14 protein-coding genes are annotated in these 13,914 nt (G+C 59.4%); 8 read left to right on the top strand and 6 right to left on the bottom strand.

Annotation, left to right across the window (positions count from 1 at the left end; genetic code table 11):
* The first annotated feature begins 116 nt into the window (after positions 1-116).
* Positions 117-896, top strand: coding sequence for an aldolase/citrate lyase family protein (locus tag WD767_16930; protein MEX2617776.1), 780 nt, complete (start codon positions 117-119; stop codon positions 894-896).
* A 101-nt stretch (positions 897-997) separates the two neighbouring features.
* Here WD767_16930 and dksA read toward each other — a convergent pair whose 3' ends face one another.
* Together dksA and WD767_16940 are read right to left on the bottom strand one after the other, a co-directional pair.
* Positions 998-1,414, bottom strand: coding sequence for an RNA polymerase-binding protein DksA (dksA, locus tag WD767_16935; protein MEX2617777.1), 417 nt, complete (start codon positions 1,412-1,414; stop codon positions 998-1,000).
* A gap of 100 nt (positions 1,415-1,514) precedes the next feature.
* The gene (locus WD767_16940) at positions 1,515-1,958 is read right to left on the bottom strand and encodes a flagellar assembly protein FliX (protein ID MEX2617778.1); all 444 of its coding nucleotides are present in this window, start codon (positions 1,956-1,958) and stop codon (positions 1,515-1,517) included.
* Positions 1,959-2,225: 267 nt separating this feature from the next.
* On the opposite strand from WD767_16940, the gene WD767_16945 reads away from it, so the two are divergent.
* The 6 genes from WD767_16945 to WD767_16970 all read left to right on the top strand — a co-directional run bounded on the left by WD767_16945 (position 2,226) and on the right by WD767_16970 (position 9,310).
* A complete protein-coding gene (locus WD767_16945) occupies positions 2,226-3,383 on the top strand; it encodes a flagellar basal body P-ring protein FlgI (protein MEX2617779.1) in 1,158 nt (385 codons plus the stop codon).
* Positions 3,383-3,730, top strand: a complete 348-nt coding sequence (locus WD767_16950; protein MEX2617780.1) for a rod-binding protein — start codon at positions 3,383-3,385, stop codon at positions 3,728-3,730. The genes WD767_16945 and WD767_16950 overlap by 1 nt, the downstream gene beginning before the upstream one ends.
* A complete protein-coding gene (locus WD767_16955) occupies positions 3,727-4,170 on the top strand; it encodes a hypothetical protein (GenBank protein ID MEX2617781.1) in 444 nt (147 codons plus the stop codon). Before WD767_16950 ends, WD767_16955 begins: the two co-directional genes overlap by 4 nt.
* Positions 4,171-4,197: 27 nt before the next feature.
* Positions 4,198-6,324 (top strand): flagellar hook-associated protein FlgK, encoded by a 2,127-nt coding sequence (gene flgK / locus WD767_16960; protein MEX2617782.1) that lies wholly within the window; start codon positions 4,198-4,200, stop codon positions 6,322-6,324.
* Positions 6,325-6,335: 11 nt separating this feature from the next.
* Complete coding sequence (locus WD767_16965; GenBank protein ID MEX2617783.1) at positions 6,336-7,289, top strand: hypothetical protein; 954 nt, start codon at positions 6,336-6,338, stop codon at positions 7,287-7,289.
* Between the two features lie 95 nt (positions 7,290-7,384).
* Positions 7,385-9,310, top strand: coding sequence for a tetratricopeptide repeat protein (locus WD767_16970; GenBank protein ID MEX2617784.1), 1,926 nt, complete (start codon positions 7,385-7,387; stop codon positions 9,308-9,310).
* A gap of 22 nt (positions 9,311-9,332) precedes the next feature.
* On the opposite strand, the gene flaF is transcribed toward WD767_16970, so the two are convergent.
* The 4 genes from flaF to WD767_16990 form a co-directional block, all read right to left on the bottom strand.
* Positions 9,333-9,764 (bottom strand): flagellar biosynthesis regulator FlaF, encoded by a 432-nt coding sequence (gene flaF / locus WD767_16975; protein ID MEX2617785.1) that lies wholly within the window; start codon positions 9,762-9,764, stop codon positions 9,333-9,335.
* The gene (locus WD767_16980; protein MEX2617786.1) at positions 9,745-10,209 is read right to left on the bottom strand and encodes a flagellar biosynthesis repressor FlbT; all 465 of its coding nucleotides are present in this window, start codon (positions 10,207-10,209) and stop codon (positions 9,745-9,747) included. Before WD767_16980 ends, flaF begins: the two co-directional genes overlap by 20 nt.
* A 216-nt stretch (positions 10,210-10,425) precedes the next feature.
* Positions 10,426-11,253, bottom strand: a complete 828-nt coding sequence (locus WD767_16985) for a flagellin (protein MEX2617787.1) — start codon at positions 11,251-11,253, stop codon at positions 10,426-10,428.
* A gap of 340 nt (positions 11,254-11,593) precedes the next feature.
* Positions 11,594-12,421 carry a flagellin gene (locus tag WD767_16990; protein MEX2617788.1) on the bottom strand — a complete coding sequence of 276 codons (828 nt, stop codon included), beginning with the start codon at positions 12,419-12,421 and terminating at the stop codon, positions 11,594-11,596.
* A gap of 922 nt (positions 12,422-13,343) precedes the next feature.
* Between WD767_16990 and WD767_16995 the strand changes: the two genes are divergently transcribed.
* Positions 13,344-13,778, top strand: coding sequence for a flagellar protein FlaG (locus WD767_16995; GenBank protein ID MEX2617789.1), 435 nt, complete (start codon positions 13,344-13,346; stop codon positions 13,776-13,778).
* The last annotated feature ends 136 nt before the right edge of the window (positions 13,779-13,914 follow it).

The following is a 13,914-nucleotide window of genomic DNA, read 5'->3' on the forward strand; positions in this document are numbered from 1 at the left end:
ATGACCGTCACGCATTCCGGGCGGTGCGAATTGCGCTGCGCGGGACAGTATCGGTATGCTGACGGCCGATCGGCGTTTCTGCCGACATGGCAACCGTTACAGGGAAGACAGGACCAATGCACATCAATCCGATGCGGGCCGGCGTCGAACGCGGCGAAGTACAGATCGGCACCTGGGTCAATATGATCCGCAACCCGGCAATTCTGCCGCTGCTGAAAGCGGCCGGCCTCGACTTCGCACGAATCGACATGGAACATGCCACGCCGTCGATTGAAACCATTGCCAACATGGCGCTCATGGCGCGCGCCATTGACTTTCCAATCGCCGTCCGACCGCCGAAAGCCAATCGCGAGTGGATTACCCGTCTGCTCGACGCCGGTGTATGGAACCTGCACTGCCCGCAGGTGGACACCGCGGAACAGGCGGCCGAGATCGTCGCGGCATCACGCTACACACCAATGGGTTCACGGGGCATGGCGGGGAACACCGCGGCCACGGAGTACGAAATCGGGGTTCCGGTCATGGACCGTCTCGCCTTCGCCAACAAGCAGGTCTTTGTCACCGTCATGCTCGAATCCGACGGCGCATTTGACCATCTCGACGATATCGCCTCCATGGACGGGATCGACGCATTGACGCTGGGGCCGACCGATCTGGCGCAGGATCTCGGCGTTTTCGGGACACCGGATATGGGTCGGATTCTGGATGAAAAGCGCGACCTTGTTCTGGCAGCGGCCCGGAAATACGGCAAGACATGCGCCATGCTGTGCAGCAGCGCGGAACAGGCCCGGCAGTGGAAGGAAGCCGGCGCGCTGTTGCTGGCCTACAAAAGCGAAGTAGAGGTGCTTCAGATCGGCTTCAGCCAGGCCATGGCGGAGATCAAGGGAAAAGCCTGACGCCCTTTTTGGCCGCGCGTAAAACGATACAGGCCAGCATGGCGGCTGGCCTGTATTTTTCATGCCGGATCGTATGACGCATCCGATTGTTGCAGCGTCGCTCAATCGTCGCGATGTGTCCGCTCCATCCGTTCATGCATTTCCTGCGCTTCGATGGTCAGGGTCGCGATGGGTCGTGCTTCGAGCCGACGCAGGGAAATGGGATTCTGGGTTTCCTCGCAATAACCGTATGTCCCGTCTTCAATACGCCGTAGCGCAGAATCGATCTTGTTGATCAGTTTTCTTTGACGATCTCTTGTCCGCAATTCCAGGGAGCGGTCCGTTTCAAGCGTTGCCCTGTCTGCGAGGTCCGGTTCAGCGAGGTTTTCTTCCTTGAGGCTGTTTCTGGTTTCGCCCGTATCCTTCAAAAGCTGCCTGCGCCACTGCAAGAGTTTCTGGCGAAAATACTCGTGCTGCGCAGGATTCATAAACTCTTCGTCTTCCGACGGTCGATAATCAGGCGGAAGCGTTGGGTGCATGCGTCGCTCCACTATTAAGTTCACAAAACCGGCGCGCACTATATATTCGCGCGCGACGATCCTGCAAGCCCCGGAAATAACGCTGTCTTTTTTTCCGATCCTACAGCCGGGCCGCGTTGCGGCGCGGTTCGTATTTCGCCATTTCAACGCGGACACGCAGTTCGACGTCGTCCAGGAGGCTGTTCAGGTAGGGATCCGTGGCGTCCTTGCGTCGTCGCGCGACCATTTGCGCCAGATTGGTCAGCCGGTCCATGGGAATTGCCCCCATGAGCAGGTCCAGCCGTATCTGCTCCAACTGGTCCAGCGCATCGTTGCCCCATTGGCGGGCGCGGGCGTTGGCCGGGCCTTCAGTGGAATCCGGCACGCCCTGGATCGCCACCAGGGCGCCGACGCTTTGTGTCGGGGCGGCAGACCCAACGGCACCGGGCGAATCCGCCTGCGGCGATAGATGGTCGGTAAAACCGCTTCCTTTTACAGACTGGCCAGCCTTGCTTTTCGATCCGCGCGCGGACGACCGTACAGATCCTGTTGAATCGATTTTCATACGCTTAGCCTAGCTTTTTTCGGGTCAGAACGGAAATATATTCCAAACGGGCCCGGCAACGCCCGCCGAAGCACAAATGGCGATGCGGATGGAAAACTTTGCCGGTCATACCGGCACCGCTTGCCGGGACCGCGTTTCGAATGGCCGCAGCCCCTCCTGAAACTAATTTTTCTCATTGTATTTCAATGCTTTGACTTTATCCCCGTCATGGCATGACTTTCGCTACGGACTCAGGGAATTTCAGGAAATACGTGACCGGCGATGGCAATGACATACAGACCCGAGATGGCGCAGCGACCCGCCCCTTTTTCACGGCGGCGTCGGCTGATTCCGGCAATCCTCACGTTGCTGGCCTTGTTCATTCATGCTCCGGCTGTGGGACAGTCGCGGATCAAGGACATCGTCTATTTCGAAGGCGTGCGCTCCAACCAGCTTGTCGGGTACGGGCTGGTGGTCGGGCTGAACGGCACGGGCGACAGCCTGGGCAGCGCCATCTTCACCCGCGAAAGCCTGATCGGCATGCTGGAGCGGCTTGGCGTCAACGCCCGCGACGATGCTCTTACAACCGATAACGTCGCTGCCGTCATGGTTACCGCCACCCTGCCGCCGTTCACCCATCAGGGCTCGAATATCGACGTTACGGTTTCCGCCCTTGGCGACGCGGACAATCTGCTGGGCGGCACCCTGCTGGTTACGCCGCTGGTCGGCGCCGATGGCGAAATCTACGCCGTCGCGCAGGGAACGATTGCCGTTGGCGGCTTCGCCGCAGGCGGCGCCGCAGAAGTCGTGGTCAAGGGCGTACCGACAAGCGGCAGGATCGCCAACGGCGCCATTATCGAGCGCGAAATTCCCTTTCAACTGGCAAACAGGACACAGATCAAGCTTGCCCTGCGCAACCCGGATTTCACGACCGCCCGCCGCATTGCAAGGGCAATCAACGCTTTCGTGGGTTTGCCAACGGCCCAGGCCAGCGACCCGGCGACGGTCGTTATGAAAACGCCTGACAGCTACAAAGGCGAAATCATCGAACTGATTACGGATATCGAGCAGCTTCGGGTGGAGACGGACCAGATTGCGAAAGTGGTCATCGACGAACAGTCCGGCACGATCGTGATGGGCGAAAACGTCCGTATCAATCCGGTTGCCATTGCCCAGGGCGCGCTGACGATCCGGGTCACGGAAACACCCCAGGTGTCGCAACCGCTGCCGTTTTCGAATACGGGCACCACGGAAGTGGTCCCGCGCACGGAAATCACTATCGATGAGGGCGAAGACCGCAAGCTGACCGTCCTGAACACCGGCGTCAGTCTGCAGGAACTCGTCAACAGCCTGAACGCCCTGGGCATCGGCCCCCGTGACATGATCACGATCCTGCAGGCCATCAAGGCTGCGGGCGCCCTCAACGCCGACATCCAGGTGCTTTGATGGATCCCGCAGCGGCACTCGACCTGAGCCGGCAGACCGCGCATTCCGCGCAGGCGCCGACGATCAGGGGGACCTCGAACCCTGACAAGGCCCGGGAGGCGGCGGAATCCTTCGAGGCATTCTTCATCGGTCAGTATATCGAGCACATGTTCGCCGGCATCCGCACAGACGGCATGTTTAACGGCGGGCAGGGCGAAAAGGTATTCCGCTCCCTGCTGATGCAGGAATACGGCACCGCGATTGCAAAATCCGGCGGCATCGGCATTGCCGACACGGTGCAGAAAGCAATCCTCCAGATGCAGGAAAAAGCGCAATCAGGGACGCAACGACAGGAGCCGTCGCAATGAACCCCAATATTCGTGCCCATGAACTTATCAACGTATCGGAATCGCTCATTCATGTGATGACGCGGGAAATCGAGCTATTGAAATCCGGCAGGGTTCCGGAAATCGCCCCGTTACAGGAACAGAAAGAATCCCTGTCCGGGATTTACGCGGCGCACATAAAGCAGGCCGCCGCCGAGCCGGGCACATTTGCGGACATCGAGCCCGATACCCGCGCCGAACTTGAGCAGGTTGCCGTGAAATTCCAGAAGGTGGCCATGGAAAATGCAAATGCCGTCCGCGCCGCACTGGATATGAACGCGAAACTCGTGCAGGTCATCGCCGATGCGGTCATCAAGACCGGCCCGGCGGCAACCGGCTACACGAAAACCGGCTCCGCCCCCGGCGGCTATTCCAAGAACGGAATTCCCCCGCGCCCGGCGTCGCTGAACCGGAGTCTCTAGGCACCCCGAAAACCGGATACCTCTGCCATGTCGATTACCCTCGCCCTTCAGACAGCCCTCACCGGCATCCAGTCGAGCCAGTTGGCCCTGCAGGTCAATGCCAACAATATCGCCAACGCCAATACGGAGGGATTCAGCCGCAAACAGGTTGAACTGTCGCCGCGGCGGCTCGACGGGCTGGGCGCCGGCGTCGATACCGTCGACATTACCCGCACGGTAAACCAGTTCCTGATCAACCAGGTTCGCGACCAGGGCGGCAAACTGGCGGCGATCAGCGCCCGGGAACAGTTCCTGACACAAATTCAGGGTTTCCTGGGCACGCCGGACAGCAACGATACCTTTGCCTCCGGCCTGACCAGAATGAGCAACAATTTCGAGTCGCTTGCGCTCGCGCCGGAATCGGACGCCGCGCGCTTTACCGCCGTCAATGAGGCCCGCAGGCTGATGTCGCAGTTTACGCAGCTGGCGACAGGAATACAGACCCTGCGCGCCGAAGCCGACCAGTCAATTACAGCGGCGGTCAATACCGTCAACCAGCAGCTTGAATTCGTGGATAACCTCAATGCGAAAATCGCACAGGCGGTCGCGACCAGCGAGCCGGATGGCGAATTGCGCGACCAGCGCGACGTGGCCATCGGCAAGATTGCCGAATTACTGGATATCCGGACCTTCGAAGGCGGCAACGGCAAGGTCAGTATCTTTACCGGCGGCGGGCGGACGATCCTGAGCGAAGGCACACTGTTCACACTGACCCATACGTCCGCGGCCCAGACAGATGCCGGCACCGCCTTTGTGCAGCCTGGCGACGCCAATTACCCCGGCGGCATCGACGGTATTTATGTGGGCGCGCCCGACCGCGTCACCGGCGCCAATGACATCACGACGCAGATTACCCAGGGTGAGATCAAGGGCCTGATCGATATTCGCGACAATATCCTGCCGAACCTGCAGAAAGAGCTGGACCGGCTGACCTCGGTACTGGCGGCGCAGATCAACTCGATCCACAACCAGGGCACAGCGTTTCCGCCGCCCGCGACACTTACGGGCACGCATACAATGGCGGCGACGGATGCCTTTTCCGGAACCGGCACGGTCCGTATCGCGGTTCTGGATCAGGCGACGGGCGACATCGTGGAATTTACGGATATCAATCTTGCGGGGCTTGGCGCAACCGCGACTGTCGGCGACGTCGTCAACGCGATTAACGCCGGGCTGACCGGGACACCCGCCTCCATCAACGCCAGCGGCCAGTTCGTCATTCAGGCGCAGGCAGCCAATCAGGGAATATCCATCGGCGCGAGCACCGGCGAAGTAACGGTCGCCGGATCCCTGACCCGTAATTTTTCGCACTTTTTCGGCCTCAATGACTTCCTGACGACCGGCGCCAACGGTACGGATTACGATTCCTATGCAACGGCCCGGCAGGCCAGCAGTACGGCGGCCCTCGGATTGGCCGGAACGCTGACATTCCGCTTCGACGGAACGGCCGGAACGGCTGTCAACTATGCCGCCGGCGAGTCACTCGAAGACATTGCCGCAACGATTAACGGCACCGCGGCACTGACCGCCGCCGGCATAACGGCAACCGTCACGGACGATTCCGGCGAGCGGCGGCTGACGATCACCGATGCAGGCGGCGATAATTTCATCATCGGCGATTCAGGCACATTGCTGACAACGCTCAACGTGATCCCGGACGATACCGGCACGGCCGCCGCGATTGCGGTAAACAGCGCCGTCGCCAGCAATCCCGACCTGTTGTCGCGGGGCCAGCTCGACCTGACCGCCGCCGTCGGCGACACGGGCACCTCCGTCGGCGACGGCGCGATTGCCAACGCACTGGCCGGCCTGTTCGGCACAGGAATCAATTTTCCCGGGTCCGGCGGAATCAGCACCGGTACGACCACCATAATCAGTTTCGCGGCCAAGATCGTGGATCTGCAATCCTCGCTCGCGTCGGATGCACGTTCCGACCAGCAGTTCAACGAAGTCTTTCTGGAAACCCTGATCTTCCGGCAAACCAATGACGCCGGCGTCAACGTCGACGAAGAACTCGCCGAACTCGTCATTCTCCAGAACGCCTTCAGCGCATCGGCGCGGGTTCTCACCGCGGCGTCGGAAATGCTCGATGCCCTGATCGCTTCGGTCCGTTAGGAGGCGGCGCCATGTCCCGAATCGCAACCATCGCCCAGAACCGGTTTTCGGTATTCACAACCCTGAACACGCAGGAACGCCTGTTTGACGCCCAGACCCAGGTGGGCAGCGGGCTGAAATCGCAGGATTTCGCCGGGCTCGGCCGGGAGGCCGGACGGCTCATCAGCGTGAAGAACGAGTTTTCGCGGGTCGAGCAGTTCCGCTCCAACATCGAGGCAACCGATCGGCGGCTCGAGCTGATGCGTTTCAGCCTGGAAGGTGTGGAGCGCATAGCCCATGACTTCCGGACGACCCTGGCGAGCGCCCGGAATGGCGAAACCGCGAATGTCATCGGCCTGCCCGCCCTGGCGCAGGGCCTGCTGGACCAGATCGTCGATCTGCTGAATGTGAAGGATGAAAGCCGGTTCCTGTTCTCCGGCGGCAATATTCAGAACAAACCCGTCGACCTGAACAACGGGACCTATACACCGCCAGCCGTGCCACCCTTTCCCGCCGCCGCCGATACCGACTGGTATGGCGGCGACAACGTCACCCAGCAGGCGCGCATCGACGAGGATTTTGTCGTCGATTACGGCGTGAAGGCGAATAATCCCGCCATCGAGCGGGTCATTCGCGCCTTTGACGCCATCTCCGAAATCACATTTTCGTCGCCACCCAGCGCTGCGGAAGTCGCCGTTATTTCGGACGCCATCGAGCTGCTGACCGTGGCGATCGACACCCCGCCGGTCGGTGAAGCCACGCTGAACCAGTTGTTCGCCGGCGTGGAACTGAACCGCGTCCTGCTGCGGGATGTCGACAAGAAGCACGAAAACTTCGCCGCGTTCGCGGAACGGACGATCATCGATATCGAACAGGTCGATACAGCGGAAGCCATTACGCGGCTGAATATCGAGCAGGTCACGCTGGAAGCCTCATTCGCCACGATTTCGCGCGTGCAGAACCTGTCACTGGTCAATTTCCTGTAGCCCGCCGGTATCTGCGCCATTGACAGCGCACCGTTCAGTCCGTCGAATCGCCGCCATGCCGGAACCTGAACACATGCCCCGGAAGGGAATCATCGGTGGCCACGGAGCCTGAGCACGGCGACGGCGAGCCGGTTGTGGGCACGCCGGGCGAATTGCTGCGGCTTGCCGCCCGCCACGTGAACGATGGCCGCTTTCCCGCCGCCGCAGCCATTTGCGAAGCCGTCATCGCCAACGATCCCGAAAACGCCACGGCATTCCACATACTGGGGCATGTCCGGGCCCGGGCCCGGAATGACGACGCCGCCATCGGTTATTTCATGCGTGCGGTAACCCTGGCGCCGACCAATGTCGCCTTCAGCCGCAGCTTCGCCGAAGCCCTGGAAAAATCCGGCCGAAATGCGCAGGCGGTCCACGCCTGGGAACAGTATATCACCCTGGCGCCCGAGGACGCCCTGGCGCGCTATGCCTTCGGCGTCGCCCTGTATCGCGCCGGGCGGTATCGGGACGCCGCCGAACAGTTCCAATACGCCCTGAGCTGCGAACCGGCCCGCAAGGACTGGGCGGAATGCCATAACGCCCTGTCGGCGACCCTGCGCGAATGCCGCCGGTTCGGTGACGCCGTCCGCCATGCGCGCCGAGCCGTCGCCATTTCGCCAAAGCTGGCGTCGGCGCATAACAACCTCGGACTGGCCCTGCTGGACAGCAACGACGAGCCGGGCGCGCTGGCGGCCCTCGAAACCGCGGTGCGGCTCAGACCCGACGACCCCGAAACGATCAACAATCTGGGCGTTGTACTGGCGGGAACCGGCCGGTTTCCCGCAGCGGAAACGCAGTTCCGGCGCGCCCTCGCACTGCGCCCTGGCTGGGCCGACGCGCATCTGAACCTGGCCAATGCATTGCGGCAGGCGGAGCAGCCAGAATCCGCCATGAAACACTACAACGCCGCGCTGGCTTCCGCGCCGGATGATTTTCGTGTCCACGGCAGCATGGCGCTTGCCTGGCAAAACCTGGACCAGCCGGAAAACGCCCTCGCGTCCTACCAACGGGCGCTGGCGCTGGCGCCGGAAAACCTGGAACTACTGAAAGGCCTCGGAATCGTGCAGTTATGGCGCGGCGATTTCCGGAACGGCTGGCGTAATTACGAGCAGCGCCTGCAATGCCGCGATTTTCCCCGCCGCGATTTAGCGTCACGACAATGGACCGGTGAACCGCTGGATGGCGGCGCATTGCTGGTGCATGCGGAACAGGGATTCGGCGATACGCTGCAGTTCTGCCGGTATCTGCCCCTGCTCTCCGACCGCTCGGGCGCCGGCAGTATCGTGTTCGAATGCCAGCGCCCGCTGGTCGATCTGATGCGGTCTCTTGACGGGCGCCACACACTCGTCGCCCGCGGCGATCCGTTGCCGCATGTCGATTCGCATGTGGCGCTGATGAGCCTGCCCCTGCATTTCAATACGGATCAGGATACAATCCCCGCCAAAATCCCCTATCTCGCAGCAACGCCTGAAAAGATCGCCCAATGGCGCAGCCGCCTGAGGGATCCGGCCAGACCGAATATCGGCCTGGTTTGGTTCGGCAATCCGTTGCGGCAGGATGATAATATGCGGTCCTGCCCGCTGGAGGCGTTAACCCCGGTTCTGAAACGCCGTGATTTGAACCTTTACAGCCTGCAAATGGATGCCGTACACGGCGACACCGTGCGGCTCGAACAGCATGGGGTAACGGACTGGTCCCGGCATATTGCCGGTTTTTTGGATACGGCCGCCGCCCTTTGCGCCCTGGACCTCGTCATTACGGTGGATACAGCGACCGCGCATCTGGCCGGCGCCCTTGGAAAACCTGTCTGGGTGTTGCTCGGGAAAGCCGCCGACTGGCGATACCTGCGGAACCGCGGCGACAGTCCGTGGTATCCAAGCATGACGCTGTACCGGCAACACCGGCGCGGCGACTGGGAGGAACTTGCCAGCCGCGTCAGCGACCGCCTGCCGGGCGACAGCCCATCGCGAAGCAATTCGCGTTGAATCAGAACCGCGCAAGAATGCGTCAGGCGACGATGTTTTCCGTACCCGACGACGAGCCCGCCGGGGGAACAGCGGCCTGACCCGCTTCCTGGTTTGTCATCAGGCCACTGGCGATATTGCGGTTGATGTCGATCAGCACGCCCAGCTTCCGCGTATCCGGCTCGGCCAGCGCGCCGACCGTATGTTTGTCGATGAAGATGCTGAGGCTCATGATATTCGCCTTGATCTCCGAGGGCAGCGGGTTTTCATCGGAGGCGATATCCGACTGGATGATCGTCCACAAACGCCAGTTCAGCCGCAGGGACGACCGGTACTCTTCATTTTTTTCGCCATCGACCGGCACTTCGGCAAGTCGGCGCGCCGCTTCCAGAAGGGCTCGGGATTCAGTCTGGCGGGCATTCGCGCCAAGCTTTTGAGAAGACTTGTACGCCTGGCTACTCTGCAACTGTGACATTTTTCAGCACCTCGCCTTCATATTTCATAAGCTTGCGGCACTTTTTCAAAGCACCGTAGAGATCGCCCCGAATGACCCCTTCGCCAATTTCCAGAATGATCGGGGTGGCGCTTGGCACGGCTTCCACGAAATCTCGCGTGAAATTGTTAAATTTTTCTTGATAGAGCGAGGTATTGGACGGGAACATGTAAATCATCTGGACTGCGAAATAGACCCGCTTGGCGGGCGAATCCGCCTGTTCTTCCGTCATGATATCGCGTTCCCGCAATACGCTGGCCTTGTTTTCCAGGACCAATTCGGTCTTCTGGCCGCCATTCACAATCACGGCCTGATTGATCACAATTTTTTCGCCGGGTCGAAGCGCTAGTTTGAGCGGCATTATCGTAGTCTCGCCTGTCTCTAGTTCATTTCCTGTCGCGGCACATTTTACCGCAATTTCGGTCATCTTCAATTCTTGCAGGCGGCGCCGGCAAGCCGACATTTTTTACCTGATCGAACGCCACAAGGATCGAAAATCGATACACACGCAAGTAACGTGCCATCGATGACGGCTTCAGAAAAAAGGGCGACGAAAAATCGCCGCCCTCTATGTCAGTTTTCTGACCGAAATTCGTGAATAATCTGAACAGACTGAGGCGATCCAGATTAAAGACGAACTGCTTTAGCCGAACAGGGCCAGGATCGATCGCTCACTCTGACTCGCCAGAGACAGTGAGTTGATGCCGAGCTGCTGGCGTGTCTGCAGGGCCAGCAGGTTCGCGCTTTCAAGGTTCAGGTCCGCCTGTGTCAGCTTGCCGGCGCCGCCTTCGAGCGTATTCGCCAGATCGGTGGTGAAGGTCAGCCGCGTCTGAAGCACCGAAGCATTCGAACCCAGCGTGGACGCGGACGTACGAAGTGTTGTCAAGGCGTTGTTGATCGCCGTAATCGCGAGATCGATATCGGAATTCGCGACGAAATCGTTGGCGCCTGCCGCAATATTGAGACCGGTGGCAGCCGTCGTCGAATCGATACCCGCGATTGTCAGGGCGCTGCTGCCGTCTTCGTTGAAGTTGACGGTCAGGTTATCCGGTGTCGCCTGCAACAGGTTCGTACCGGCAAAGCTGGCATCGGTCGTAATACTGTCGACCTGATCCAGCAACGCATTGAACTGCACACTTAATGAAGACCGTTCATTGGTGTCACTCGTTGCCTTCGCCGTGATCGCCAGACCCTTGGCCTGTTCAATCAGATCGGTGATTGCCTCGATACCGTTGATCGCTGCTTCGAGCGAGCTGATGCTCTGATCGATGTCCGACTTCAGATTGTTCAGATCATCGGCGCGGTTCGTCAGACTTGCCGATGCAAAGAACGCGGATGCATCGTCAAGTGCCGAACTAACGCGCAAGCCGGTCGCCAGCTTGCCCTGGGTTGTATCGATAAGGGATTGGGTCCGTTGCAGCGTCAACAGGTTAGAGCGCACCGCACTGGATAGGGTAATATTATCAGCCATGTCATTTCCTTCTTCTAGGATTATTTCGATTGCATTCTACAATCAGTTATGTGGCTGCACTGTCCATCGGAGCACCACAGCCACGCCGAACGCACGCAATTACCGTGCCATATAATACGGTCCCGCCAATCCGGCGCTAACGCAGGTTTAGTGTTACAATGATGACATTAAGAAACGGTTTATGCGGGCAAAAACCGCCAAAACGGCCCGGCAATAATTGCCGGGTCCGGGCAATATCTGCCCGGTTGGCCTGGCATCAGGATCAGGCCACGCCTTGCTTTTGCTGTATTCCGTGTCGAAATTCGCCGCTATCGAAGCGACTGATTTCGACACGGTCCTATTAGCCGAAGAGGTTCAGAATCGCTCGCTCGCTCTGCGCCGCCAACGACAGGGAATTCAGCCCAAGCTGCTGGCGGGTCTGCAAGGAGAGCAGATTGGCGCTTTCTTCGTTCAGATCCGCCAGCGTCAGTTTTCCTGCGCCTTCCTCCAGCGTATTGACGAGGTCTTCGGTGAAGTTCAGGCGGGTTTGCAGCACCGTATTGTTCGATCCGAGGACCGCGGCGGAAGTCCGCAAGGTTGTCAGCGCGCTCCGCGTCGCCGTCAGCGCCAGATCAATATCCGAATCGGCGACAAAGTCGTTGGACGCCGCGGCAACGTTCAGACCGGTCGCCGCCGTGGAGGTATCGATACCGGCCACCGTCAACTGGCTGGTGCTGTCTTCGTTGAAATCGACGACCATGTTGTCCGGCGTCCCCTGAATCAGGTTCTGGCCCTGGTAACTGGAGTCGTTGGCCAGATCGTCGATATTCTGCAGCAGTGAATTAAACTGCGCCGCCAGGGAAGAGCGTTCGTTCGTATCGGAAGTCGACTTGGCGGTAATCGCGATACCCTGCGCCTGCTCGACGAGGCTCGTAATCGCCTCGATACCGTTGATCGCGGCCTGAATCGTACTGATCGACTGGTCGATATTGTCTTTCAGACCGTTCAGATCGTCGGCCCGGAAGGTCAGGGCGCGCGCAGCGAAGAAGGCGGCGGCATCGTCAAGCGCCGATGCGACCTTCAGGCCAGACGCCAGCCTGCCCTGGGTCCGGTCAGCAAGATCGTTGGTCCGGTTCAATGTCAGCAGATTGCTTCGGATTGCCGCCGAAAGCTGAATTTTCTCTGCCATGTTCGTTCTCCTGTTCTGGGCCTCCGCGGCCTGGCACACCCTTTTCCCTCTGAACACAAGTGATCATCAGGGCCGAGAGCGACGCGGCGAATACTCTCCAGAACCGAATGGCAATGGTTGTGCCAACCTGAAAATTCCACTAGCACATTGTTTTAACTAATATTTATTTCTCTCGAAAAACCCGGTTCCGGCGCGATCGCCGCGAATTGCCGGGTAAGTCTTGCCCCGATCCGGCAGTTCTTACCGGTTCGGTTTCATTTGAAAACCACGGTACGGCATCCCGTGATACCTGGAGCCGCCTGTTCCGCAGACCATGCGGAGCGGACCCGGGGGGCGACTGGGCCAGATGGTCGTAACAATAGCCGGGCTGCAAATCGCACGGACTCAAATCTGTTTTGAAAATTAACCGTTTAACCAATTCACGGCGGCAATTTCTGCCGTTTCGGCGCAGGCAACCCGGCAAAATTTGCCCGCCCCTTGGCGGAAGCCGGAACAAAGTGCCGAGTCGGTTCATCGCCGGCGCGCAACCGGCCCCGATAAAAACGGTCCCATTCGGATGCCCGGATAAAAGGCGGCCTTCCGCCCCGGAAGCCGTCGCTCCCGTTAACATTTTCTTTAATATTCAATGAAGTAAATTGAGCATTTAATGCAATAGTACCACTCGAGGACGACAGAAAAAGCCCTGAAATGACCCCCAGCGCTCATGATTATGGACGATTCATTCTGCATTTTCGCAAAATGGCACGCCAATTGCACCGTATCTTTATGGCGATCACCAGCCGTTAACGTTAAACGCTCGCTAAAAGCCGGGAATAAAGTCAGGTACAGTATAATCCCGAAAATCGGGACATGCTGATTGAAGTGCAAAACGCACCTGTTACCCGTCGTTGAATTGACAGAATGCCAATCGCGGGAGGGAAAAATGGAGTTCGGCTCACTCGGTTTCGGGACTCAGTCTCAAACCGCGATCAATCAGAGTATCACGACGGCGCCGCCGCAGAGCGCGACGCTTGCATTGAATCCCGAATATGTCGTCACATCGGCCGCCGCTTCCGGCAAGCCTGAAAATGAACTGCGCCGCGACAATTCGAACCAGCGCAGGGGAGACGCACCGTCGGCCAGTGACGAGAAACGGGCGCCGGAAGAACTGCAATTGAGTAGCCGTCGCACTACCCTCAATTTCGATAGCGAGCAGAACCGGGTTTTCCTGGAAGTCATCGACAGGGAGACGGAGAAAGTTATCGAACGTTTGCCGTCCGACACGATGGTCGCCCTCATCAGGGAAGCCATACAACCGCTCGAGTCCAGCAGCCCCGATAATGCGGACAAAACCGGACGGACCGATACGTCGGTCTAGCCGTTACTCCGGTACCACATTTTCCATTATTCCCGCACTGCGCAGTTTTGCACCATCACGGCAATTTATGCCGTTCCGCGGTGGAACTATTTTTCCTGAATTGCCGAAGCGCGCGCTTCGTGCGCCGTGCCAAATC

This window comes from Alphaproteobacteria bacterium, from assembly GCA_040905865.1.
Classification (GTDB): domain Bacteria; phylum Pseudomonadota; class Alphaproteobacteria; order UBA8366.

Coding starts and splice junctions, on each gene's coding strand:
- WD767_16965 (MEX2617783.1), top strand. CDS start 6,336: ATGTCCCGAATCGCAACCATCGCCCAGAACCGGTTTTCGGTATTCACA.
- WD767_16985 (MEX2617787.1), bottom strand. CDS start 11,253: ATGGCTGATAATATTACCCTATCCAGTGCGGTGCGCTCTAACCTGTTG.
- dksA (MEX2617777.1), bottom strand. CDS start 1,414: ATGCACCCAACGCTTCCGCCTGATTATCGACCGTCGGAAGACGAAGAG.
- WD767_16930 (MEX2617776.1), top strand. CDS start 117: ATGCACATCAATCCGATGCGGGCCGGCGTCGAACGCGGCGAAGTACAG.
- WD767_16940 (MEX2617778.1), bottom strand. CDS start 1,958: ATGAAAATCGATTCAACAGGATCTGTACGGTCGTCCGCGCGCGGATCG.
- WD767_16995 (MEX2617789.1), top strand. CDS start 13,344: ATGGAGTTCGGCTCACTCGGTTTCGGGACTCAGTCTCAAACCGCGATC.
- WD767_16980 (MEX2617786.1), bottom strand. CDS start 10,209: ATGACCGAAATTGCGGTAAAATGTGCCGCGACAGGAAATGAACTAGAG.
- WD767_16945 (MEX2617779.1), top strand. CDS start 2,226: ATGACATACAGACCCGAGATGGCGCAGCGACCCGCCCCTTTTTCACGG.
- WD767_16955 (MEX2617781.1), top strand. CDS start 3,727: ATGAACCCCAATATTCGTGCCCATGAACTTATCAACGTATCGGAATCG.
- WD767_16990 (MEX2617788.1), bottom strand. CDS start 12,421: ATGGCAGAGAAAATTCAGCTTTCGGCGGCAATCCGAAGCAATCTGCTG.
- flaF (MEX2617785.1), bottom strand. CDS start 9,764: ATGTCACAGTTGCAGAGTAGCCAGGCGTACAAGTCTTCTCAAAAGCTT.
- flgK (MEX2617782.1), top strand. CDS start 4,198: ATGTCGATTACCCTCGCCCTTCAGACAGCCCTCACCGGCATCCAGTCG.
- WD767_16950 (MEX2617780.1), top strand. CDS start 3,383: ATGGATCCCGCAGCGGCACTCGACCTGAGCCGGCAGACCGCGCATTCC.